The organism is uncultured Tateyamaria sp. (assembly GCF_947503705.1).
Taxonomy (GTDB): Bacteria; Pseudomonadota; Alphaproteobacteria; order Rhodobacterales; family Rhodobacteraceae; genus Tateyamaria.
In genome coordinates, this window is sequence record NZ_CANNES010000001.1 from 597,690 (window position 1) to 619,943 (window position 22,254).

Consider the following 22,254-nt stretch of genomic DNA (forward strand, 5'->3'; position numbering starts at 1 on the left):
CCTTTCTCACAAGGCGCGTTATTCTGCCGGAATAGCGCCCGTTTCCAGGCTCAGCGGTGCGGGAATATGCACCAACATCTCCTTGGGGCACACCTGAAGGAAGTTGCGCTGTTCCACGTCCCAGTGCTGCAACAACTCGGCGGCCTTGCGGCTGCCTGTCTCTTCCAGATGGCGACGTACCAACCCTTCAAGCTGATCCAACCAATGGGGCACGGTCACGGGGCAGGTCACCAAAGTTTCCATATTCATCAGCGCAGGCGCTTTGCCCTCGGGGTCGTACAAATACGCCATCCCGCCCGTCATACCCGCGCCAAAGTTTGCGCCAATCTCGCCGAGGATCACGGCTACGCCACCGGTCATGTACTCGCACCCGTTCGATCCACAGCCCTCGATGACCACCTTCGCACCCGAGTTTCGCACGGCAAAGCGTTCGCCCGCGCGCCCGGCGGCAAAGAGATACCCATCGGTCGCCCCATACAGCACAGTGTTGCCGATGATCGTATTTTCAGACGCGACAATGGGCGAGGCCATGGGCGGACGCACCACGATGGTGCCCCCCGACAGGCCCTTGCCCACATAGTCATTGGCATCGCCCGACACTTCCAGCTTGAGCCCCGGTGCCGCAAAGGCCCCCAGCGACTGCCCCGCCGAGCCGGTCAGCTTGACGGTCAGGTGATCCGGTTGCAGCGCATTGCGCATGCCGAATTTGCTCACGATATGGCTGGAGGTCCGTGTGCCAACGGTACGGTGCGTGTTCTGCACCGCATAGCTCAGCTGCATCTTTTCCCCGTATTCCAGGAACCGCGCCGCATCGCGCACGATCTGTGCGTCCAGCGTGTCAGGCACAACGTTGCGGTCCTTGTCGCGGTTATACACAATCTCGGACGCGCCATCGACGGTGATCAACATCGGGTTCAGGTCCAGATCATCCAGATGGGCAGAGCCACGCGACACCTGTGCCAACAGGTCCGCACGCCCGATCACCTCGTCCATGCTGCGCGCCCCAATCGAGGCCAGCAATTCGCGCACTTCCTGCGCATAGAATGTGATCAGGTTCACGACTTTGTCGGCATTGCCGGTGAACTTGTCACGCAGCGCTTCATCCTGTGTACACACGCCCACGGGGCAGGTGTTGGACTGGCACTGGCGCACCATGATGCAGCCCATCGCGATCAGCGCGGCGGTGCCGATGCCGTATTCCTCGGCGCCCAGCATCGCGGCCATGACAATGTCACGCCCCGTGCGCAGGCCGCCATCGGTCCGCAGGGTCACGCGTTCGCGCAGGTTGTTCATCGACAACACCTGATGCGCTTCGGTCAGGCCCATTTCCCAGGGCAGACCCGCATATTTGATCGACGTCGCGGGCGAGGCCCCGGTGCCGCCATTGTGGCCCGAGATCAGGATGACATCGGCCTTGGCCTTGGCCACACCCGCAGCAATCGTGCCGACGCCGCTGGACGCCACCAGCTTGACCGTCACCTTGCAGCGCGGGTTGATCTGTTTCAGGTCATAGATCAGCTGCGCCAGATCCTCGATCGAATAGATGTCGTGATGCGGCGGTGGCGAAATCAGGGTCACGCCCTTGGTCGAATGGCGCAACCGGGCGATCAGGTCGGTGACCTTCATGCCGGGCAACTGCCCACCCTCACCGGGCTTGGCCCCTTGCGCCACCTTGATCTCAAGTTCTTCACACTGATTGAGGTACTCGGCGGTCACGCCAAAGCGGCCCGAGGCGACCTGTTTGATTTTGGCCGACGGGTTGTCGCCATTGGGCTCGGGGTGGAAATGCGCGGGGTCTTCACCGCCTTCACCACTGTCCGATTTCGCGCCAATCCGGTTCATTGCCACGTTCAGGGTCTTGTGCGCCTCAGGGCTCAACGCACCCAGCGACATGCCCGGCGTCACGAACCGCTTGCGGATCGAGGTCACGCTTTCCACTTCTTCAAGCGGGATCGCCTTGCCCATGGGCTTGATGTCCATCAGGTCACGCAGATGGATCGGCGGGGCCGATTTCATCTTGGCCGAATACTGTTTCCACATCTCGAAAGACGCGTTGTTACACGCCATTTGCAGCATATGCATGCTGGTCGCTTCCCACGCGTGAGTCTCGCCCTTGGCGCGCGCCTTGTAGAACCCGCCGATGGGCAGCACGTTGGTGCCATCCCATCCCAGCGCATGAACCTCTTCGGCCTTGGACTGGATGCCGGTGACGCCAATACCGCTGATGCGGCTGGTCATGCCGGGGAAGTATTCGGCGCACATAGCACGGGACAGGCCGACAGCTTCAAAGTTCAGACCGCCACGATAGGAGGAAATCACCGAAATCCCCATCTTGGCCATGATCTTGAGCAGACCCTGGTCGATGGCGCTGCGATAGCGGGCCACCGCCTCGGTCAGGGTGCCGTCGATCAGGCCCCGGTCAATGCGGTCGGCCAGTGAATCTTCGGCCAGATAGGCGTTCACAACGGTCGCACCACAGCCAATCAAGACCGCAAAGTAATGCGGGTCGATGCATTCGGCGCTGCGCACATTGAGCGAACAGAAGGTGCGCAAACCGTTGCGGGTCAGGTGGCTGTGTACCGCACTAGTGGCCAGGATCATCGGCATCGCGATGCCGTCGCCGCCCGAATGCTGGTCGGTCAGCACGATGTGCCCCGCGCCCGAGCGCACGGCATCCTCCGCCTCGGCGCGGATACGGGCCAGGCCCGCGCTCAGCGCACCGGCACCCGCCTCAAAGGTGCAGTCGATCTCGGTCATGTCGGCGTTGAAGGCGGTCACAACCTCGTCCCACTGGGCGTTGCCTACAAAGGGGCTGTCCAGCGTGATGATCTCGGTCTGGCTGCTGTCCTCATCCAGCACGTTCTTGAGGTTGCCGAACCGGGTCTTCAGGCTCATCACCCGGAACTCGCGCAAACTGTCGATGGGCGGGTTGGTCACCTGGCTGAAATTCTGGCGGAAAAAGTGCGACAGCGGGCGGTACTTCTTCGACAGAACCGCACTTGGGGTGTCATCGCCCATCGACGCCAGGGACTCTTTCCCATCTTCCGCCATCGGCGCCAGAATGCTCTCCAGCTCTTCGATGGTGTAGCCGGCCGCAATCTGACGGCGGCGCAATTCCTCACCGGTAAACAACGCTTTCTCGGTCACACCGGACAAGGCGCTGTCAAGGTCCTTGATCTTGCCGACCCACTCGCCAAAGGGCTGGTGAGCAGCCAGCTTGTCCTTGATCTCGGTGTCGTGGAACAGCTTGCCCTCGACCATGTCGACGGCCAGGATCTGACCGGGGCCAAGGGCACCTTTCTCAACCACATTCACCTCTTCCAAGGGAACCATCCCGGTCTCGGAGCCTGCAATAACCATGCCATCGCGGGTCACCACATAGCGCATGGGGCGCAGGCCATTGCGGTCCAGACCGGCACAGACCCAGCGGCCATCGGTCATGGCCAGGGCGGCGGGGCCGTCCCATGGCTCCATCACCGAGTTGCAGTAGGAATACATGTCGCGCCAGGCCTGGGGCAACTCGACAGCCTGCTTGGACCAGGACTCAGGAACAAGCATCGTCTTGGCCATGGGGGCATTACGGCCAGCACGAACCAGAACTTCGAAAACAGCGTCAAGGGCCGCGCTGTCGGACGAACCAGAGGGGACGATAGGCTTGATGTCCTCGGCCATATCGCCAAAGGCACCCGAGGCCATGCGAATCTCGTGGGACTTCATCCAGTTCAGGTTGCCGCGCAGGGTGTTGATCTCGCCATTATGGGCCAACATGCGGAAAGGCTGGGCCAACCACCACTGGGGAAAGGTGTTGGTGGAATAGCGCTGGTGATAGATAGCAAAGGCGCTTTCAAAACGTTCGTCCAGCAGATCGGGATAAAACTCCGCCACCTGCTCGGCCAGCATCATGCCCTTGTAGATGATGGACCGGCAAGACAGGCTGGCGATATACATTTGCGGAATCTGGGCCGCCAGGGCCGCCTTTTCGATGCGGCGGCGAATGACATACAACTCGCGTTCAAAGGTTTCCTCATCCACACCCTTGGTGTTGGAGATCAGGATTTGCTCGATCTCGGGGCGGGTAGCATTGGCCTTTTCGCCCAGACAGGCAACGTTGACGGGCACGTGACGCCAGCCGTAAATGTAATAGCCCATGCGCAGAACTTCGGTTTCCACGATGGTCCGGCAGGTCTCTTGCGCGCCAAAATCAGAGCGGGGCAAAAACACCTGACCCACGGCAATCAGCTTGTCACGGTCCGGAGTATGGCCGGTGCGCTCAATCTGGTCATAGAAGAACTCGACAGGGATCTGCACGTGAATGCCGGCACCATCACCGGTCTTGCCATCCGCATCGACAGCGCCCCGGTGCCAAATGGCTTTCAGCGCCTTGATGCCGTTTTCAACAACGGCCCGGCTGGCGGTGCCATCCACAGATACAACAAGGCCCACACCGCAAGACGAATGCTCTTCGGCTTCGGAGTAAAGACCATTTTCGGCCATGAACGTGCGCTTGGCTTCCTCACGGGCCACCCAATCGGCGTCATATTTGGTCATTGGTCAGATCCTTTCGTGATCGGTACGAAGCGGGCCAATGAGGCCTCGCATTCATAAAGCGGCGTCTGTGAGAAAAAGCCCGGCTCGCCGGGATAGATAAATTCAACCGGGGTGCGGTCGCGCTCTTCAACCTCGTCCCCCCGGGTCAGGGTGGTCACACCAGAGATAAAGCGACGGTGCTTGACCGACACGAACTCGCGGCCCCGGACCTGCAAATCGCGGCCGGTCGAATCCTCATAGCGGACGCTGAATTCGGTGCCCAACAGGGGCTCGCCATCAATGACCACATCCTCGCCCGTCAACCGGTCAAAGCCGACAACGCGGGTGACGCGCTGTTGACTGGTTTGGGTAAAGTCAAAGGTGTCGATGCCGGTTTCCAGTAACTCGGTCAGGCTGGCGGGATCGGGGGCGGGCTGTCGCAACGTCTCGCGGCGGGTCGGAAACAGGTCATAGCTTTCCAGCCATTGGGTTTCATAATCGATCTTGGACAGAAACACCGGGCCGTCCTGATTGAACATCAGACGCCAACTGTCGCCCGGCTGATCTGCTGCGCAGGTATAGATGTTGTTTACGATGCAGCCACGGGTTTGCACGGTCACGACGCCGGTGCACCCTTCGGGCGGATAGTATCGGCTCGCGTCTTGCGCTGCGGCCGGACCGGCGATGAGGGTCAAAAGGGCGATCAAACGGATCATTCCTTGCCCTCCATGAACGGGGCCAGGGCCAGAACATCGGCGCGCGTCAATCGTTTGTGATCGTCACCGGCATAGGCAAAGCTGTCGGGCTTGTGATCCACGTAAATCTCGTGGGTCAGGGTAAAGCCGGTTGCGTCGTCAAATACGCCGATGGGCAGTTCGGTTGACCCAAACCATTTGTCCTGCCGCGTGTGACGGAAATAAAGGTTTGTGCCGCAGTCCGCGCACCAGGCCCGTTCGGCCCAATCGCTGGAGCGGCGGACTTTAATATGCTCGGCACCGTGCCAGGTCAAGTCGTCGGTCTGGATGCTGACCTCCAACAGGGCCGATCCGGTCCAGCGCTGGCAAGACGGGCAATGGCAGATGGAAAACGTGGCGGGCACATTGCGCGCGTCGAAACGCACAGCACCGCACAGGCATCCTCCGCTGCATGTTGTCCCTTGCTTGGCCACGTTTACCCTACCTTCATCTTTGTGCGTGGTTACGTCAGCGGCGCTGACATAGCTTGTTCAGTTTCTCTTCATTTTCAGCCGGGATACCAAAATGTAAATTTTGGCGCCCAAACTGCTCATTTTGGTGTTTTAGGGGCAAAAACGTTGATTTGGGCTATTTTCAAAACGTACATTTTGCCGCCCAAAGTGGTTGTTTTTACTCCGCCGCAACCGCCTTGGACATCGCGTTCATCTCCGACAGGATCGCCTCTGCACAGTCCCGCCCATCGCGGATCGCCCAGACCACCAGCGACGCGCCACGTACAATGTCGCCTACTGCATAGACGCCATCCATGGCTGTCTTGCCGCTGGTAAACTCCGCCTTGATCGTGCCCCAGCGGGTCACTTCCAATTCGGGCTGGTCCCAAAGGGTGGGAAGTGCCTCGGGCTCGAACCCCAGCGCCTTGATGACCAGGTCCGCCTCTTCGACATAGTCGGCGCCTTCAATGACCTCGGGGGCCTGACGACCGGTTGCGTCAGGGGCACCAAGGCGCATCTTTTGAACCATCACGCCGGCAACCTTGTCGCCGTCCGTGGTAAAGCCTTTGGGCGCGCTCAACCATTCAAAGATCACGCCCTCTTCCTCCGCATTCTGCACCTCGCGCTGCGAGCCGGGCATGTTGGCCTTGTCCCGACGATAAAGGCATTTGACCGATGTTGCGCCCTGCCGGATCGAAGTGCGCACACAGTCCATCGCGGTGTCGCCGCCACCGATGACGACGACCCGCTTGCCTTCGGCATTCAGGCGGCCACTGTCAAAATCCTCGACCGCGTCGCCAAAGCTCTTGCGGTTGCTGGCGGTCAGGAAGTCGATGGCTTTCTCGATGCCTTGCGATTCTCCGTTAGGCATTGAAAGATCACGGCTTTTATAGACACCGGTGGCAATGATCACCGCGTCATGGGCCTTGCGAATATCGGCAAAGCTGATGTCCTCGCCCACGTTGCAATTCTGTTTGAAGGTCACTCCGCCCAGTGCCAGCTGTTCATTGCGGCGCATGACCACGTCCTTCTCCAGCTTGAAACCGGGGATGCCATAGGTCAGCAAACCGCCGGCCCGGTCATAGCGGTCATAGATTGTGACCTGGATGCCCGCACGGCGCAAAACGTCTGCGGCGGCAAGGCCACCGGGGCCCGCTCCGATGATGCCGACGCTTTCGGCCCGCTCGACGCTGGGTTTGATGGGCAAGACCCAACCTTCCTCCCATGCGGTGTCGGTGATGTACTTTTCGACTGATCCGATGGTGACGGTGCCGTGGCCCGATTGCTCGATCACGCAATTGCCTTCGCACAGGCGGTCCTGCGGGCAAATCCGGCCACAAATCTCTGGAAACGTGTTCGTCGCCTGGCTGACCTCATACGCCTCGCGCAACCGCCCCTCAGCCGTCAGGCGCAGCCAGTCGGGGATGTTGTTGTGCAGCGGACAATGGGTCTGACAATAGGGCACGCCGCACTGAGAACACCGCGACGCCTGCTCCTTGGCCTTGGCATCCGCGTATTCAGCATAGATCTCACCAAAGTCCTCACGCCGCACACGCGCGTCACGCTTCGTCGGCATGTCGCGTTGTATGTTCGTAAATTTCAGCATCGGCTGCTCAGCCATGGTCGTCTCCTGCCATTCGCGGTCGGTCTGGGTGGGATAATTCATCCGCCCAGGAAATAAAAGTCAGTAAGTGTGACCTAATAGTGGAATTTTCGGTCATTTTGAAGCGCTTGGGCTGATTTCAGCATAAATTTAGGACCGTTTCGGTTCTTTTATGCCCGTTTGCGTTCAGAATCAGGAGCTTGTACCAAGATCATATCACAAGGGCGCGCGGGCCATGCAAATTTTTCAACTCTTACTGGTGGCGATCATTCAAGGAGTGACCGAGTTTTTGCCGGTGTCTTCCTCTGGCCACCTCATATTGCTGCCGCACCTCACAGGCACCCAAGACCAGGGATTGGCCATTGACGTTGCAGTTCATGTCGGGACGTTGCTGGCCGTTATCCTATATTTCCGGACCGACGTGCGGATTGCCGCCCGGGGCGCGCTGCGTCTTGCCAGGGGCAAGGTTGATACCCAAGGCGCTTTCCTCGCCCTCTGTCTGATTATTGCGACAATACCCGCGATCATTGTGGGGTTGATCATCAAGCTGACAGGGTTGGACGAGGCGATGCGCTCTGTTGCATTGATTGGCTGGACGATGCTGATCTTTGGCCTTGTGCTTTTCTGGGCAGACAGCACAGGCGGTACCGACAAGACCGCAGACCGTTGGTCGATGAAAGACGCGCTGATCATGGGACTTGCCCAATGCCTCGCACTGATCCCCGGCACGTCCCGTTCAGGCATCACCATCACGGCGGCACGCAGGTTGGGATACGCGCGGCAGGACGCGGCGAAACTCGCGATGCTCATGTCGATCCCAGTGATCGTCGCCTCGGGCTTTGTGCTCAGCATTGATGTGATCAGGAGCGCAAACTGGGGCGTCATGCGCGACGCCAGCATAGCCGCCGCTTTCGCGTTTCTCGCTGCCCTGGCCGCGCTGGTCGTGATGATGCGGCTGTTGCGCAGCATCAGTTTCACGCCTTACGTAATTTACCGGGTCATCCTTGGAATTGGCTTGCTGATCTGGGCTTATGCCTAGGTACGCAGGTTCTTGGCGCTTTCCTTGATCGCGTCATATTGACCTGAAGGGCGGAACCGCCACAGATAGTCCGGCAGGATCGCCTCCATCGCGACGGGCTGAATTTCCAGTGCATCAAAGCCACGCGCATCTGCGCCCACCACATTATTCTTGCGCAAATTGCGAACCTGATCCGGTGTGATCTGTGCAGGCACGATCCCAAGGCTGAGCGTGTTGATGGCGGCAAAACCGTAAGCCATCACATTGGCGGCAAAGAATGGGATGTTGAGCACCAGACGACGTCGGCGGATCACCTCAAGCATGGTTGCCATCAGCGCGCGGAAGTCGCGAACCTCGGGTCCGCCAAGCTCGTAGATGCCCGGGGCGACGCCCTCGACCAGCGCTTTTTCCGCAGCCTTGGCGACGTCGTCCACATAGACGGGCTGAAATTTTGTGTCAGCGCCAACAACAGGCAGGATCGGTCCCAGCCGCGACATCGACGCAAAACGGTTAAAGAACTGGTCCTCGGGCCCAAACACGATGGAGGGGCGCAGAATGACGGCCTCTGGCATGTACTTGAGTACGCCGGCCTCGCCCAACGCCTTGGTGCGGGCATAGTCACTGTCGCTTTCTGCATCGGTGCCAATGGCCGACACATGTACCATTTGGGTGATGCCCTGGGCTTGCGCCGCACGGGCGATGCGTGTCGCCCCTTCGTCTTGGACGGCGTCAAATGTGTTCTTGCCGCTGCGCGCCAGAATGCCGACGCAATTCACAACCGCATCGGCCCCCATCATGGCTTGTGCGACCGAAGCATCGTCACGGATATTGCACAGCACAGGTTCGACCTGGCCCACAACGCCGTAAGGTTTGACAAAGATCGCCTCGTTCGGGCGGCGCACTGCGACCCGCACACGCCATCCGGCCTTGGCCATACGGCGTGCAATGTAGCGACCGACAAAGCCTGAGCCGCCGTAAATGGTGACCAGTTTGGACATGACCCGCTCCTTGCGCACTGTTCGTCTGCTGGTCTACCCCTCTGCCCACATCCGTTCAAGACGCCAAATTGGCGCGCAGGCCCGTCCCTTCTCTGTAGTGAAAAAAATCCTCACCGGAGGCGCCCGCCTGTCCAACCAACAAACAGGCCGAGAATCACATTGACAGCCCCAACCGCTCGGCTTAAACGGCGCAAACCAACCCGTGCCCAGATGGCGGAATTGGTAGACGCGCTGGCTTCAGGTGCCAGTGACCGCAAGGTCGTGGAGGTTCGAGTCCTCTTCTGGGCACCAATTCACAGAATACTGTGACTATCCCCCCATAGCCTTGTCCGCTAACGCATAGTCGCTGGTGTGTTTGCCAGCCAAAACCGCTTGTGCTTCCGTAGACGCGGTTTCGGCCTGAATTTAATCCTTGTTGCTACTCCGCCGCCCGCTTGGGCAGGACCCATCCGGGGCGGACGAAATGGCAGGTGTAGCCGTTGGGGATCCGTTCCAGGTAATCTTGATGCTCGGGCTCGGCTTCCCAGAAGTCTCCGACAGGTTCCAGCTCTGTCACCACTTTACCCGGCCAAATACCGGACGCGTCAACATCAGCCATTGTGTCCAGAGCAATAGCCTTTTGATCCTCGTCCACATAGTAGATCGCCGAGCGATAGCTGAGGCCCCGGTCGTTGCCTTGGCGGTTTGGCGTGGTCGGATCGTGAATCTGGAAGAAGAACTCCAACAGCTCGCGGTATGAGATCACTGAGGGATCGAAAATGATCTCGATCCCTTCGGCGTGGGTGCCGTGGTTGCGATACGTCGCGTTGGGCACGTCTCCACCGGTATAGCCCACACGCGTGGATTTCACCCCGGGCTTTTTGCGGATCAGGTCCTGCATCCCCCAGAAACACCCGCCTGCCAGTACTGCGCGTTGATCGCTCATGCCACGTCCTCCACTTGATTCAGATATTGGCCGTACCCTTCTGCCTCCATATCATCGCGGTGCACAAAGCGGAGCGAGGCCGAGTTGATGCAGTAGCGCAAGCCACCCCGGTCGCGCGGGCCGTCTGGAAACACGTGGCCCAAGTGACTGTCGCCATATTTGCTGCGCACCTCGGTCCGGATCATGCCGAGGGAGGCGTCGCGCAACTCTTCGACATGGGCTTCTTCAATCGGCTTGGTGAACGAGGGCCAGCCGCATCCGCTCTCGTATTTATCAGACGAGGCAAAGAGAGGCTCGCCCGAGACGATGTCGACGTAAATCCCCGGTTCCTTGTTCCCCAAAAGCTTGCCCGTTCCGGGCCGTTCGGTGCCTGATTGCTGGGTCACGTGAAACTCTTCGGCAGAGAGGGTTTTGATCACGTCGGGGTCTTTGAAATACTTGGTCATGTCCATTTTTCCCATGCTGTTCGGGCTTGTCCTTATATTTGGGGCAAAGCGGGTGAATTGAAAGGGGGATGACGGGCGCGCGGAACGGCCTAGATCAATACAAACCCAGATGTTGGAGGACGTGATGCGAAATCTGTTGGTTTTGGTTGGGGCCGTTCTGGTGGCCGCGACAGTTGCGATGGCGGTGCCTTCGGCGCGGTTTGCATCCATTGATGGCGGGTATATCGAGATGTCGGATTGGGCCGGGCAGCCGGTTCTTGTCGTAAACACGGCGTCGCAATGCGGTTTTGTGGATCAATACGAGGGTCTGCAAACCCTCTATGACCGGTATCGCGCGGCGGGGTTGGTGGTGCTGGTTGTGCCCTCTGATGATTTTAACCAAGAGCTGGACAGCGGCGCAGAGGTCAAGGAATTTTGCGAGATGGTGTTTGGCCTCGATATGCCGATGACGGACATCACTTCGGTCAAAGGGCGCAATGCGCATCCGTTCTATGCGCGCGTCCGGGACGAGACAGGGTTTGTGCCGCGATGGAATTTCAACAAGGTGTTGGTGGGTGCAGATGGCAGGGTGATTGAAACCTGGGGTGCCCGCACGCCGCCGTTGGACCCACGCGTCGTCCAGGCAATCGAACAGGCGTTGACAGGGTCCTGACCCTGGGTCGCCATACAATGAAGCGCATATGTCCCAAACATGATCCGGCGGTGGCCGGTTTCAGCATATTTTTTGGAATATGTGTCTTGCCGTGATTCGCTGGCAAGCAAATGACCAGCATATGCAGGTCCATGCGGATGATGGGACAACCCCGTTTCGCACTCTGTGTAACAGAACCAGACTTGCCGAGTGGCCGTCTCAGTCGTCAGAAACATACGTCCAATTGGCAGCGGAGTGGCGGATGCTCTGTCAGTTACACCGACCCACCAGCAGATACGAAAATTGCCTATACAGAAGACGCAGAAAAGGCCCCGCAAAAATGCAGGGCCTTCCCAAAATTAGTTACTTTGCAGCGGCTTATCAGTTGCCGGTCGTTGTGGTCGTGCTGGAACCACCGCCCAGGCCGAGCAGAACTCCGGCGCCGCCAGCAATCAGCAAACCGTTGCGCAGGTCGGTGTTACCAAAGCCTGTGCCGGTAGTTTCGTTGCCTTGGGTGTTTTGAACGTTGGTGTTCAGAACGCCTTCTGGGTTGCCAGCCAAAGCTGCAGTCGAAGAAGCAGCCACCAGAGCAGCCGCCGCGATCATTTTGAATGTGTTAGTCATGGTATGACCCCTGTTAAATTCTCAGATGTGTCTACGCTAATTCCAAAGGCGAAACAATCGGGTTTGCTATTTTGTTCCGGATCGGCGGAAAAAAGGATGCAGGTGCGGCGAAAACGCTACTTTTTTAGGAGGCGGGTGCTCAGATACCCCAATTCAGGACCGCCCCACTGCCGAGATTTCCATATAGTGCTGTCGCGCTGATCGACCCAATAGTCATTGGTTACGCTCAGATCATCTGGCCCAAGGCAATTTTCGCGGAGATGCACGACGCTATGGATGCTGCTGACGATGTCGATTCGCACATCTCCGAGCGACTGCATCTCGCACTCCAAATCAATACGGGTGACGCTGTTGTCAAAGCCTTTGGCAAAGTAGTTGTGCGGCCCAGAAACCGGGCTGCGCTGCTCAACTGCATTCAACACTGACAGCACACGACTGGATCCCAGATCATATCCGAGGCCACGCGTCGCGATCAGAACGCCGTCGCGCATCACGATCTGGCCGTTACTCGCGGTGCGCCACGTCCGCAGCGCGCCTTTCCGGCGGTCCGTCCGATCGGAATACGGCACCACAAACACTGTATCGCCGCGTGCTTCCAGAACGACCTCAAGTGCCGCGGTGGGCAGGCTTTCGATCAATGCAGGCGTAAGTTCGGGCAAAGGCTGTTTCGCCGCTCGTACCTCGCGTAGCGCTTCGCGATAAGACGAGATTTGTGCAGCTTGCGACGAAGAGGAATCCCGACCGCCCGTACATGCGGCCAGAACGAGTACAGCGCCAAGTGCGACCGTTGTTTTGAGCGAACGGATCATTCCCATACCCTTCCCCAATCGGCCACAAGGTCCGATTTATGCCCACCGCGCACTTGTTCATACAAGCGACCCGGTACACTCAGACGTGCGCCGCCGTCCCGTTGGATCGGACGAATGGTTTGCTGGACGACCTGCTTGCTGGGCCGACCCGTGAACCAGCTTGTTGGGATGGTCAGCGTGATGCCCTTGTCAAATGATCCTTCGCCAAAGTCCTCGGAGGACACGTTGGTCATGGTAAAGAACCCGCCGACCCGCCAGCCGTTTGCAAATTGCCGTTCAAGGGTGAAAGTCGCGCCATGGTCGCCCGCCAGATAGCGGCCCACGTCGACTTGCGCATAATATCCACCGCCAAAGTTGTAGTAGGCAGACACGTGCCCGGTGGCGACGTCATAATCCTGAAAGCCGAACAACTGGTCAAAGTCGCGCTGCATCACGTAGTTCGCCTCGATCCCGAGGGCCAACCTGCTGGAGGCGGGTTTCCACAGAACCTCGCTTGAAACACCGCCGAACATTTGTTCGAAATAGCCCATGCTGACGCGCGCATAGGTATTCTTGCTCGGTTTCCACTGCTTGGCGAGATACAGGTTTTCGATGGTTGTGTCGCCGCCCCGTGCATAAAGCACGGCGTTGGTCCGCACGCGTGGAAGGACCGAGTTGGACAACCGGTCGCTGTCAGCAATGTTGCCTGCCAGCCGGTGCCGAACTTCGCCGGCCAGTTGCCAGCCCGGCGCAAAGCGATAGGAGGCGATTGCGCTGACGCCGACATCGACCCGCACCGGTTTGTCCGGGTCAAAGAACGATGTGCGCACGTAGGGGCCAATGGACCAGCTCAGGCTTGGGTAAAGGTCTTCTTCGATCAACGCGTTGGCGGGTGGATTGGCCTCGGCGCTGTCAATGACAGTAACGGGCAGCAGCGCGCCGCTGGCCCGTGGCACAAATTCCAGAGTTTCGATATCAGTCCGCGCTACGGTCACTTTGGACATGGCCAGCCCGTTATTCACCAGCACAATGTCAAAGGTTTCCACCGAAGGCGGCAGGATACGCGCCATTGTGCGGGCCACACGGCCCACCACAATAGCCTGGTTTTCAAACCGACCTGTCGACACCCGCAACTCGGCCCGGATCGACGAAATGGTCACAGCCTCAAGCTGGATGCCATCCTCGGCCAGTTCGGGCGCGATGGCGTCGCGGATCACGCCCGGCGCGCGTTCGGAATCTGCCCAGGTGGTGTCGTAGGCATCGGGGTTCACAGCGCGATCCGGTCGCACGATGACGGGACGTGGCCCGGCCAACGCAAAGGGCGACACAGGGCGGTTCGGGTTAAATTGCAGCTGTGCGTTGATCCCGAACTCTGAGCCGTAGAGGTAGTATGCCCCAAGCCGCAAACCCCGGTTTACCTGGTATTCCGCACCGAAGTTCAGTCGCGATTCCTGGGTGAACACGCCCCGTGACGTTTCTGGTGTGTACGCGTCGGTCGAATACTCAGCCTTGAGGCCAAGCCGATCGTTGACCTGCCATTCGATGCCCCCAAATGGTGCCATGGGCCCGCGGAACCACTGATCAATCGACAGCTCGCCGCCGGTATCGCCGCCGGTAAACACTGGCCGGTCCGCTCCAAAGGGAGATCCGATGGAGCCAAGCGTGCCCAGTCGCCCCCAGCCTAGACCTGCGGTGACTTTGAATTTGCCTGGAAGGCTAAGCGGGCGGTCGAAGTTCTTGGTCGCGACCAGGTATTCACCGGCATAGATCCCGGTCCCCGAAAAGTCCTGAAGACCGACAGTGATGGCAGGTCGAATGCGCCCTTCCTTGGCGATCAGGTAGCGGAAGTCAAAGCTACGGTCGCGATAGGTGTCAAAGCCTAGGTCGTTGAAATCCTGAATGCCGATATACCGAAACGTGGCCGAGATACGCGGCGAAAACTGGAACGAAAACGAGGTTCGGGTCTGGCCCGCAAAATGGGATATGCCGATCGCGCCTTGCCCGCTCGGCATGGCCTCGGCGCTGGGCATGTCGATCAGACCGGGCAGGCCGTAAAAGTTAAGTGTCGGGCTGGTGGTCGTGACATTTTTTTTGTTTTGCGCCTGCGCACTGCCTGCGATCAGGGCCGTGCACAGCACGGTCGCTGAGACGCTTGCCAATATCTGTGTTTTAAACGTCTTGGCCATCATGGTTGGTCACTGCCCGTGTCCTGAATTCCATCCGCTTAAATCACGCAAATGCGACTGGTGGCAATGACTTGCCCCGCTGTAGTCGGGCAGTTGCGGCAAATCGCGGCATTCAAGTGACAGGCGTGATCCGTCCGGGCAATTCGTTCCCGTCATGCGGGTTGGCGCGGTAGCCTTCAACCCATCGCATCACCATGGCACGTGCCTCACTTTCGTCGCCGGCGGCCAATGCGTGGCGCAGCGACCGCAGGGCAGAGGCGACTTCGATTTCGCTCAGCCCTTCTTCGACGGTGAAAAAGATCTTTTTGTGGCCGGTGCCGATCAAAGTACCGTTAATCGTCAATTCTTCGGTCATCTTTTCGCCCGGACGCAGGCCGGTGAATTCAATTTCCATATCGCCATCGGGATTATTCACATCCCGCACAGAATAGCCGGCACTTTCAATGACTTGCCGGGCCAGTTGTTCGATTTTTACGGGCTTGCCCATATCCAGCACAAAGACCTCGCCGCCCTTGGCCATAGACCCTGCGCGCAGCACCAGATGCACTGCCTCTTGGACGGTCATGAAATAGCGCGACACATCCGGGTGCGTCACCGTCAGCGGGCCACCCCGGCGCAATTGTTCCTGAAACAGCGGGACAACCGACCCAGAGGAGCCCAGCACATTGCCAAAGCGCACAGCAGCAAAGACCAGCCCGTTGCCCTCGGCGATCCGTTTGGCCACGTCCTGAACCACAAGTTCGGCCAGCCGTTTTGAGGCGCCCATGATATTTGTGGGCCGCACCGCCTTGTCGGAGGAAATCAACACGAACCGTTCGACACCGGATGCAGCCGCCTCTGTCACCAGCGTATGGGTGCCCAAGACGTTGTTGGCCAGCCCGGCCAGTGGGTTTGATTCAACCAGCGGCACATGCTTGTAGGCGGCAGCATGCAAGATCACCTCGATATCGTGATCCATCAGAACGCGACGGACTTGCCGCGCGTCTGTTACCGAACCCAACAGCGGCACGATCTCGATATTGCTGCCTTCGACCAGTTGCATGACTTCCTGGTGGATTTGATAGAGTGCATGCTCGCTCAGCTCGTAAAGCACCAGTTTTTCCGGATGGCTTTCGATGACCTGACGGCTGAGTTCCGACCCGATTGAGCCGCCTGCGCCGGAGATCAGAACGCGCCGACCGGTATAGGCCTCGTCACGCTTGCCCTGGCGGGCGTTGACCTCGTCGCGGCCCAGAAAGCTGCGGGGATTGATGGGGGTTAATTTGTCGATCAGGGCCTCTTCGCCGATGAGCTGCGAGAAAGAGGGAAGCGTTTGCACTTCGAGCCCCATTTGCTGCAAGCGGCGGGCGATCTGCATCTGTTTGGGCTGGGACTGCGACGGCATGGCGAGCAGGACGCGATCAATCTTGTTCTCGGCCACGATCTCGGCGATGCGCACCGGGCTATAGACCGGCAGGCGCAAGACGCTGACGCCCTGAAGCGCCTGGTTGTCGTCTACAAAGGCGACCGGTTCGATGATTTCGTGGCTGCGCAGGGCTGACACCAGCTGCATGCCCGTCGTGCCCGCGCCATAGATTAGCACGCGGCAGCGGTTTGTGCCCGTTCGGTAGATGGCCAATACGATTTGGAGAAGTAGCGCACGACTGATGACCGAAAACACGAAAAAGGTGATGCCAAAGACGATCTGAGTCTTTAGGCCCATTTGAACATCGGCAACGGATGTCAGGATCACCGACGACGTTGCCACAAAGAATGAAAAGACGGCCGTACGCCCGATCGAGCCAGCCTCGTAGTCATTGAGCGTCGTCGAGGAGATACCAAGCCAGATCGACAGGCCTGCTGCGATGATCAACACATATGGCAGCACTGGCAGGTAATCCCACATCATCGCCAAGGCGCCGTCCGTGGGGAGCCGCAGGCTGAACGCGAAAAACAGCGCTGCGGGGATGAGCGTGGAATCTACGGCAATGAGAATATTGCGCTTTTGAGTGCGCGAAAGTGACTTAATTAAATTTAGCATTCTGTCCTCGTGCCGATTATTCCCGGCGGTCACCTCGGATACTTACATGAAGCACTGCGGCAGTTGGAACTTGATTTTGCAGTTGCAGAAAGACCGTTGGCAAATGGGCGAATAAGCGCTCAGATTGCCCAAATTTTCAGCAAAACGCAATGGTCTGTCGTGGAGACCTGCGAATCGATTCAGCCGTTACTCGGTGTCTGGCTGTTGCGCGCGGCGGCGTCGAAACAGATTCCCGATGGTTTGAAACACCAGGTCAAAATCATAGCACATGCTTTGGTGCCGCTGATAAATCAGGTCGAGCCGCGCCTTTCGGGGCACGCAGATACGAGTATAGACCGTGTCTGTCTCTTCAGGCGTGGTACAGCGGGCCAGCAATTTTCCCTCATGTTTGTGAAAGCGTATCGTGGCGAGCCCCGTAATCCCCGGCCGCGATTTGAGCACCTCACGATACAGTTCAGGAAACCGTTCGACATATTCGCGTAAGGGTGGCCTTGGCCCAACAAAGCTGATGTCCCCCTTGAGAAGGTTCCAAAGCTGAGGAAACTCGTCCAACCGTTTGGCGCGCAGCTTGGCCCCTAGCGGTGTGATCCGCGTTTCCTTGTGTCCTCCAGAGACACCCGCGTCGTCGTCCACCACCGTCATCGTGCGAAATTTCCACAAGCCAAAGCTCTGGGTGGGTGATTTCATCCGTTCGGCCACGTAAAAGATCGGCCGCCCCTGTTTGCGCCAGATCATCCAGGTCAGGTACACGATCACCGGGCCGAGGATCACCACCAGCAGGCTGGCAAAGAAAAGATCAAAGATGCGCTTGCGCCAGGTCATTGGGCCGCCTTTGCTGCGCGCCAGTCCGCGACGATACCGGCGGCCGTGCTGTCTTGGGGATGAAAGGTAGTCACCTGTTCCAACCGTGCGGTGTCGAGGGTCACGTTGGCAATGGTATGTTCGGTCGCTGGCCGGATCTCCCAAGCCAGGTTTGCAGCTTCCAGCAGCGCGCCCATCTCGACAGCCCCCGGGGCCGCTACGTTGATCAGGTCGGGGACAGTGTCGGCGCGGGTCAGATCGTGGATCACCCGAGCGAGGGTGTTGGGGCCGATATAGCTGCGCCTTGGCGTTGTGCCGTCCTCAAACGTGTCGAGGGTAAAGCCCGGTTTCCAATTCCCCAGGATCGCATCGGCCCCTGCCACATTGCCCAGCCGGATCGTGACGTTGGGGTGAGGGTGCGCGGTGGCCATTTCCTCCATCTCAAGCTTGGCGAAACCATAGGGTGCGACCGGTGCGGCTGGCCCGTCCTCGTGTAGGGGACTGGGTGTGTGTCCGTAAACAGCGGCACTGGAAAACAGGATCACGCGTCCGGCCTGCGCGGTGGCGGCGGCGTCCAGCACGGCCCGCGCCAGCGTCGTATTCAGGGCCATGGGTTGCGTGCTGGTGTTGGTTACACCGGCCAAACAGATTACGGCATCAGCGCCCGCCAACACTTGGGTCAGCGCGGCGCTATTCAACACATCGACATCCGCGCGCGTCAGCCAGGTGGCCGCACCGGGATAGATTGGCTGCAACAACTGGCCCAGCTTGCCCCCCGCGCCCAGAACCACAACGCCCATCGCTCAGGGCATCCTGATCTGCGCGCCAGAGCTGACCAGCGCATTGATCTGACGGATATGTTCGGGCAGGCAAACGGTGTGGAAGTCGTAGGTTTTGACCACGTGATCCCGTGCGGCGGGGCCGATATGCGCAAAGTCGCGAGGTCGCGCGAGGACATCCGCAATCTGTACCGCAATCGCCTCGGGATCAAAGAAATCGACGAGCAGGCCGGTTTCCCCATGGGTGATCGCCTCGCGCACCGGGGCCACGTCGCTGGCCACCACCGTCGCCCCCATCGACATGCTTTCGAGCAGCGACCACGACAGCACAAAAGGCATCGAAAGGTAGAGGTGGCAGCTGCTGATCTGGATGATGTTCTGGTAGTCCTGATAAGGCACCTGACCCAGAAAATGCAGCCTATCCCAATCCAGCAGGTGGCCGACTTCGGCCTCCATCTGGCCGCGCAGCCCGCCCGGATGCTTGGACTTGCCGCCGTAGGACGCGTCATTGCCTCCGATCACCAATACGCGGGCGTTAGGCCGGGCCTTTTGCAGGTGGGGCATGGCGCGCATGAATTGGTGATAGCCCCGCGTGGTTTCCAGATTGCGGGCCATGAAGGTCACGATTTCGTCCTTGACCGTCAGGGGCCTGCCGATGCGGCCCAGGTTCACCTTGGCCTTTTTGTTAGGTAGCAATTTGTCGGTACGGATGCCGTCGTGACAGACGTACATCTTGTCGTGGAAACTTGTGGGAAAGCGGTTGCGCTGCCACATGGTGGGGCTGTGGCCCAAGTCGACCACCTCGATATTCACCAGCGGAACGGCGTTATGTCCTTGCATGAGGAAAGGTGAGTGATCCGACGGTGGCGATGCCGGGTCAAAGCCCACCGGCCCGCCATGCACAGAGTAGTAGTATTCGAAAAAGCCGATCATCGGCGTGTCGGGCAACACTTCGCGAAAAAACGTCATCTCGCCCCATCCCACATGGCCGATCACGATGTCGGGCTGAAAGCCGCCGGCCACGATCTCGCGCAGGGCCATCGCCGCGCCAAACCCGTTGCCGGTTGCGTTCTCCCACGTGCGCGACAGTCCATAAGCGTCATCCGCCGCCTTGTGGTGCGATTTGTATTGGACAGTGCGCACACCCGCAAAGACCGGGGGTTTCAGGCGCTGGGTGAGAAAGACAATCTCGTGCTCGCTCTGGGCCGCCAACCACTGGATCAATTCGCGGTATTGGCCCGGCATGTTCTGGTGGACAAAGAGTAATTTCATCGCGTCCTCGTGGTGCTTGGCCTCTGGATACGCGCGCGGGACCTCGCGTGCAATTGCCCGATGCCGTTAGTCTGGCCAAATGGCGCGGGTGCCACGTTTTTCCTGCCCGGGGCTCAGGCCAAAGGTCGCCCGATAGCTTTTGGAGAAATGAGACAGTGACCGAAACCCGCAGGCCACGCAAATGTCCGTGACGCTGAGGCTGGTCTGCCGCAAAAGCCCCCGCGCTTTTTCGAGCCGCAGTTGCAGGTAATGCCGTTTGGGCGACATGCCGAGATGTTTGGCAAAGAGCCGTTCCAGTTGCCGCGTACTCAGCTCGATCACCTGGGCAATTTCGTCGGGTCGCAACGGATCTTCGAGGTTGTTTTCCATGATCTGAAGGGCGATCCCCAGCTTGCCGTGGGCCATGTCGGGGCTCGCCCGGCGTGACAGCCGTTGGCCATGGGTGGCCGCACGCGGATCGGTGTAGACCATCTGATCCGCGACCCAAGTGGCCAGATCGGTCCCATAATCGGCCCGCACCCGGTCCAGCATCATGTCCATCGAGGCGGCCCCACCGGCAGTGGTGAAAATCTTGCCATCCACGGAAAAGAGGCTGGTTTCAATGATCACATCGGGCAAAAGCTCGGTCAGCGCGTCACGGAATTGCCAGTGTGTCGTGACGGTCTTGCCCGCAAGCAGGCCCGCCAGCGCCAGTGTGTAGGTGCCCGATGACAGCGCGCCGAAATCCATACCCTTGCGGGTCTCGCGACGCAGCCAGTTCAGAACGGGCCGCGTGCTGCCGTCGCCCGCGTTGTCGCCTGCACAAACCACCAGGGTCTCGTTGCGATCCAACGGGGGCAGGGCCGCATCCACGGCGGTGGTCACGCCATTGTAAGCGGGCACCGGGTCGCCCGTCTCGCCAATCAACCGCCACGTATAAAACGTCTGGTTTGACGGGTGCAGGTTGGCCAGGCTCAGCGCCTCGATCGCGCAGGCAAAGCCCAACTGCGAATAGCCGGGGATCAGCAAAAAGGCATAACGTTTGGGCGTAAAACCCGTGGGCGAAGCCCCCGCCTCAGGCGGCAAGAGCGGCGTCCAGAAGCGCGCGGACCTTGCGGTCATAGGGCTCGTTCACGAGCCGGGCGACTTCGCTACCGTTTTTCATCACCAACAGGGTCGAGCGGCGCGTGACCTTGAGCCGTTCTGTCATCTGGCTGTGCCCAAAGGTGTCCCAATCCACATCCACAAAGGTGAGTTGCCCATAGGCAGGGGTATCTGCCAGCGCCTCGGCGATCAGATCCGCCTTGATTTGGCAGGTCAGCGACCAACTGGCCCGGTAGTTCAGGATCACAGTTTGTCCGGTATCCTTCAGCCCATTCCAGGTGGCGGGCGAAAAGGTTTCTGCCGGATAGGCGCCGACAAGCGTGGGCACAAACGCGGCGGCAGAGAGGATAAAGGTGCGGCGGTGCATGATCACGCTCCGAAGGGCTAAAATGGGTGGGCGCAGGATATGCGCCCCGGCCATTGGCGCAAGTCCGGATGCGTCATGTTTTTGCCGCCCGTGACAATTGCACCGCAAGGATGCCCGCCGCGATGATGGCCACACCGATCACGTCCTGCAGCCCCAGTCGTTCGCCCAAGAGCAGGGCGGCAATGGCAACCCCAAAGAACGGGTTGAGAAAGTGGAAGGTTGCCGCCTTGGTCGCTCCGATGCGGGCCACCAATGCAAACCAGATCCATGTGGCCAAGAGGCCGGGCACAAGTGTGGTGTAGATAAAGGCAGCAATAAGCTCGGGCGTGATTGTGACCCGGATCGTTTCGGTCAGGGCCGAGGAGACGGCCAGCACGCCAGCGCCGACAAACATCTGCAAGCCCACGACCATCATCAGATTGCCACCCGACGACATCGACCGCATCGACAATGTGGCGACCGTCAACGCGATGGCCGCGATGATGCAGAGCGTCACGCCAAAGAGGTCCACGCCGCTTTCCATCCGCGCCGACATGATCAGGAAAACGCCCCCGATCCCCAGCACGAGGCCCGCGATCCCCAAAGGCGGCAGCTTGTCCCGAAAGATCACCCAACCGGCAAAGGCCACCATCAGCGGCATCATCGAGGCGATGATGGTGGCCAGCGACGCCTCGACCGTTTGCATGGCATAGAAATTCAGGCCCAGGTAGATCGCGTTCTGGCAGATGCCAAAGATGATCGTGGCCCGCCATTGATCCCGTGTCAGGTGCCATGTTTGTCCCAGCGCCCGCGCAATGGCGACCCCGATCAGCCCCGAGATGAAAAAACGCAGCGCCAGCGAGGCCAGCGGCGACGCGTCTGCCACGATGATCCGCGCCGAAGTGAAGGCCGACGACCAGATAAAGGCAAAGGCCAGCCCCATCGCAATTGCGCGCATGTCCATGAATGTCGTCTTTCGAAGCTTTGCGCGGACGTTCCGGCAAAACGGGCGGGGATGCAA

19 protein-coding genes and 1 tRNA gene are annotated in these 22,254 nt (G+C 59.4%); 3 read left to right on the top strand and 17 right to left on the bottom strand.

Features of this window, described 5'->3' with window-relative positions; genetic code table 11:
- Positions 1-18: 18 nt before the first annotated feature.
- The 4 genes from gltB to Q1A44_RS02980 form a co-directional block, all read right to left on the bottom strand.
- Positions 19-4,548 (bottom strand): glutamate synthase large subunit, encoded by a 4,530-nt coding sequence (gene gltB, locus Q1A44_RS02965; protein ID WP_299619430.1) that lies wholly within the window; start codon positions 4,546-4,548, stop codon positions 19-21.
- Complete coding sequence (locus tag Q1A44_RS02970) at positions 4,545-5,243, bottom strand: hypothetical protein (protein ID WP_299619433.1); 699 nt, start codon at positions 5,241-5,243, stop codon at positions 4,545-4,547. Before Q1A44_RS02970 ends, gltB begins: the two co-directional genes overlap by 4 nt.
- Positions 5,240-5,647: a GFA family protein gene (locus Q1A44_RS02975; protein WP_299619436.1), complete on the bottom strand. Its 408-nt coding sequence runs from the start codon at positions 5,645-5,647 to the stop codon at positions 5,240-5,242. The genes Q1A44_RS02970 and Q1A44_RS02975 overlap by 4 nt, the downstream gene beginning before the upstream one ends.
- A gap of 244 nt (positions 5,648-5,891) precedes the next feature.
- The gene (locus Q1A44_RS02980; RefSeq protein ID WP_299621338.1) at positions 5,892-7,334 is read right to left on the bottom strand and encodes an NAD(P)-dependent oxidoreductase; all 1,443 of its coding nucleotides are present in this window, start codon (positions 7,332-7,334) and stop codon (positions 5,892-5,894) included.
- Between the two features lie 217 nt (positions 7,335-7,551).
- Between Q1A44_RS02980 and Q1A44_RS02985 the strand changes: the two genes are divergently transcribed.
- Positions 7,552-8,355, top strand: a complete 804-nt coding sequence (locus Q1A44_RS02985; protein ID WP_299619439.1) for an undecaprenyl-diphosphate phosphatase — start codon at positions 7,552-7,554, stop codon at positions 8,353-8,355.
- Here the strand turns inward: Q1A44_RS02985 and Q1A44_RS02990 are convergent.
- Positions 8,352-9,332 carry a complex I NDUFA9 subunit family protein gene (locus tag Q1A44_RS02990; protein WP_299619442.1) on the bottom strand — a complete coding sequence of 327 codons (981 nt, stop codon included), beginning with the start codon at positions 9,330-9,332 and terminating at the stop codon, positions 8,352-8,354. The two genes, Q1A44_RS02985 and Q1A44_RS02990, sit on opposite strands and share 4 nt — an antisense overlap.
- A gap of 204 nt (positions 9,333-9,536) precedes the next feature.
- Between Q1A44_RS02990 and Q1A44_RS02995 the strand changes: the two genes are divergently transcribed.
- Positions 9,537-9,623 (top strand) — tRNA-Leu (locus Q1A44_RS02995).
- A 127-nt stretch (positions 9,624-9,750) separates the two neighbouring features.
- Here Q1A44_RS02995 and msrA read toward each other — a convergent pair.
- Entirely contained in the window at positions 9,751-10,257 is a 507-nt protein-coding gene (gene msrA / locus Q1A44_RS03000) for a peptide-methionine (S)-S-oxide reductase MsrA (RefSeq protein WP_299619445.1), read from the bottom strand.
- The gene (msrB, locus tag Q1A44_RS03005) at positions 10,254-10,703 is read right to left on the bottom strand and encodes a peptide-methionine (R)-S-oxide reductase MsrB (protein ID WP_299621342.1); all 450 of its coding nucleotides are present in this window, start codon (positions 10,701-10,703) and stop codon (positions 10,254-10,256) included. Before msrB ends, msrA begins: the two co-directional genes overlap by 4 nt.
- Before the next feature lie 178 nt (positions 10,704-10,881).
- Here msrB and Q1A44_RS03010 point away from each other — a divergent pair, with 178 nt between their 5' ends.
- Positions 10,882-11,355 carry a glutathione peroxidase gene (locus Q1A44_RS03010; RefSeq protein WP_299621345.1) on the top strand — a complete coding sequence of 158 codons (474 nt, stop codon included), beginning with the start codon at positions 10,882-10,884 and terminating at the stop codon, positions 11,353-11,355.
- Between the two features lie 360 nt (positions 11,356-11,715).
- Here the strand turns inward: Q1A44_RS03010 and Q1A44_RS03015 are convergent, their stop codons facing one another.
- From Q1A44_RS03015 to Q1A44_RS03060, 10 genes are all read right to left on the bottom strand, one after another.
- Positions 11,716-11,958 (bottom strand): hypothetical protein, encoded by a 243-nt coding sequence (locus tag Q1A44_RS03015; RefSeq protein WP_299619448.1) that lies wholly within the window; start codon positions 11,956-11,958, stop codon positions 11,716-11,718.
- 116 nt (positions 11,959-12,074) lie between these two features.
- Complete coding sequence (locus tag Q1A44_RS03020) at positions 12,075-12,767, bottom strand: YjbF family lipoprotein (protein WP_299619451.1); 693 nt, start codon at positions 12,765-12,767, stop codon at positions 12,075-12,077.
- Positions 12,764-14,935 (bottom strand): YjbH domain-containing protein, encoded by a 2,172-nt coding sequence (locus Q1A44_RS03025; RefSeq protein ID WP_299619454.1) that lies wholly within the window; start codon positions 14,933-14,935, stop codon positions 12,764-12,766. The genes Q1A44_RS03020 and Q1A44_RS03025 overlap by 4 nt, the downstream gene beginning before the upstream one ends.
- 109 nt (positions 14,936-15,044) lie before the next feature.
- A complete protein-coding gene (locus Q1A44_RS03030) occupies positions 15,045-16,952 on the bottom strand; it encodes a nucleoside-diphosphate sugar epimerase/dehydratase (RefSeq protein WP_299619457.1) in 1,908 nt (635 codons plus the stop codon).
- A 186-nt stretch (positions 16,953-17,138) separates the two neighbouring features.
- Positions 17,139-17,774 carry a sugar transferase gene (locus Q1A44_RS03035; protein WP_299619460.1) on the bottom strand — a complete coding sequence of 212 codons (636 nt, stop codon included), beginning with the start codon at positions 17,772-17,774 and terminating at the stop codon, positions 17,139-17,141.
- Positions 17,771-18,553, bottom strand: a complete 783-nt coding sequence (locus Q1A44_RS03040; RefSeq protein ID WP_299619463.1) for an NAD(P)-dependent oxidoreductase — start codon at positions 18,551-18,553, stop codon at positions 17,771-17,773. Before Q1A44_RS03040 ends, Q1A44_RS03035 begins: the two co-directional genes overlap by 4 nt.
- 3 nt (positions 18,554-18,556) lie before the next feature.
- The gene (locus Q1A44_RS03045; RefSeq protein WP_299619466.1) at positions 18,557-19,804 is read right to left on the bottom strand and encodes a glycosyltransferase family 4 protein; all 1,248 of its coding nucleotides are present in this window, start codon (positions 19,802-19,804) and stop codon (positions 18,557-18,559) included.
- A gap of 66 nt (positions 19,805-19,870) precedes the next feature.
- The gene (locus Q1A44_RS03050) at positions 19,871-20,905 is read right to left on the bottom strand and encodes a GlxA family transcriptional regulator (RefSeq protein WP_299619469.1); all 1,035 of its coding nucleotides are present in this window, start codon (positions 20,903-20,905) and stop codon (positions 19,871-19,873) included.
- On the bottom strand, positions 20,859-21,254 hold the full coding sequence (locus tag Q1A44_RS03055) for a thioredoxin family protein (protein ID WP_299619472.1): 396 nt from the start codon (positions 21,252-21,254) through the stop codon (positions 20,859-20,861). The genes Q1A44_RS03050 and Q1A44_RS03055 overlap by 47 nt, the downstream gene beginning before the upstream one ends.
- Before the next feature lie 73 nt (positions 21,255-21,327).
- Positions 21,328-22,197 (bottom strand): DMT family transporter, encoded by an 870-nt coding sequence (locus tag Q1A44_RS03060; protein WP_299619475.1) that lies wholly within the window; start codon positions 22,195-22,197, stop codon positions 21,328-21,330.
- Positions 22,198-22,254 lie beyond the last annotated feature (57 nt).

Coding starts and splice junctions, on each gene's coding strand:
- gltB (WP_299619430.1), bottom strand. CDS start 4,548: ATGACCAAATATGACGCCGATTGGGTGGCCCGTGAGGAAGCCAAGCGC.
- Q1A44_RS02970 (WP_299619433.1), bottom strand. CDS start 5,243: ATGATCCGTTTGATCGCCCTTTTGACCCTCATCGCCGGTCCGGCCGCA.
- Q1A44_RS02980 (WP_299621338.1), bottom strand. CDS start 7,334: ATGGCTGAGCAGCCGATGCTGAAATTTACGAACATACAACGCGACATG.
- Q1A44_RS02985 (WP_299619439.1), top strand. CDS start 7,552: ATGCAAATTTTTCAACTCTTACTGGTGGCGATCATTCAAGGAGTGACC.
- Q1A44_RS02990 (WP_299619442.1), bottom strand. CDS start 9,332: ATGTCCAAACTGGTCACCATTTACGGCGGCTCAGGCTTTGTCGGTCGC.
- msrA (WP_299619445.1), bottom strand. CDS start 10,257: ATGAGCGATCAACGCGCAGTACTGGCAGGCGGGTGTTTCTGGGGGATG.
- msrB (WP_299621342.1), bottom strand. CDS start 10,703: ATGACCAAGTATTTCAAAGACCCCGACGTGATCAAAACCCTCTCTGCC.
- Q1A44_RS03010 (WP_299621345.1), top strand. CDS start 10,882: ATGGCGGTGCCTTCGGCGCGGTTTGCATCCATTGATGGCGGGTATATC.
- Q1A44_RS03015 (WP_299619448.1), bottom strand. CDS start 11,958: ATGACTAACACATTCAAAATGATCGCGGCGGCTGCTCTGGTGGCTGCT.
- Q1A44_RS03020 (WP_299619451.1), bottom strand. CDS start 12,767: ATGATCCGTTCGCTCAAAACAACGGTCGCACTTGGCGCTGTACTCGTT.
- Q1A44_RS03025 (WP_299619454.1), bottom strand. CDS start 14,935: ATGATGGCCAAGACGTTTAAAACACAGATATTGGCAAGCGTCTCAGCG.
- Q1A44_RS03030 (WP_299619457.1), bottom strand. CDS start 16,952: ATGCTAAATTTAATTAAGTCACTTTCGCGCACTCAAAAGCGCAATATT.
- Q1A44_RS03035 (WP_299619460.1), bottom strand. CDS start 17,774: ATGACCTGGCGCAAGCGCATCTTTGATCTTTTCTTTGCCAGCCTGCTG.
- Q1A44_RS03040 (WP_299619463.1), bottom strand. CDS start 18,553: ATGGGCGTTGTGGTTCTGGGCGCGGGGGGCAAGCTGGGCCAGTTGTTG.
- Q1A44_RS03045 (WP_299619466.1), bottom strand. CDS start 19,804: ATGAAATTACTCTTTGTCCACCAGAACATGCCGGGCCAATACCGCGAA.
- Q1A44_RS03050 (WP_299619469.1), bottom strand. CDS start 20,905: ATGACCGCAAGGTCCGCGCGCTTCTGGACGCCGCTCTTGCCGCCTGAG.
- Q1A44_RS03055 (WP_299619472.1), bottom strand. CDS start 21,254: ATGCACCGCCGCACCTTTATCCTCTCTGCCGCCGCGTTTGTGCCCACG.
- Q1A44_RS03060 (WP_299619475.1), bottom strand. CDS start 22,197: ATGGACATGCGCGCAATTGCGATGGGGCTGGCCTTTGCCTTTATCTGG.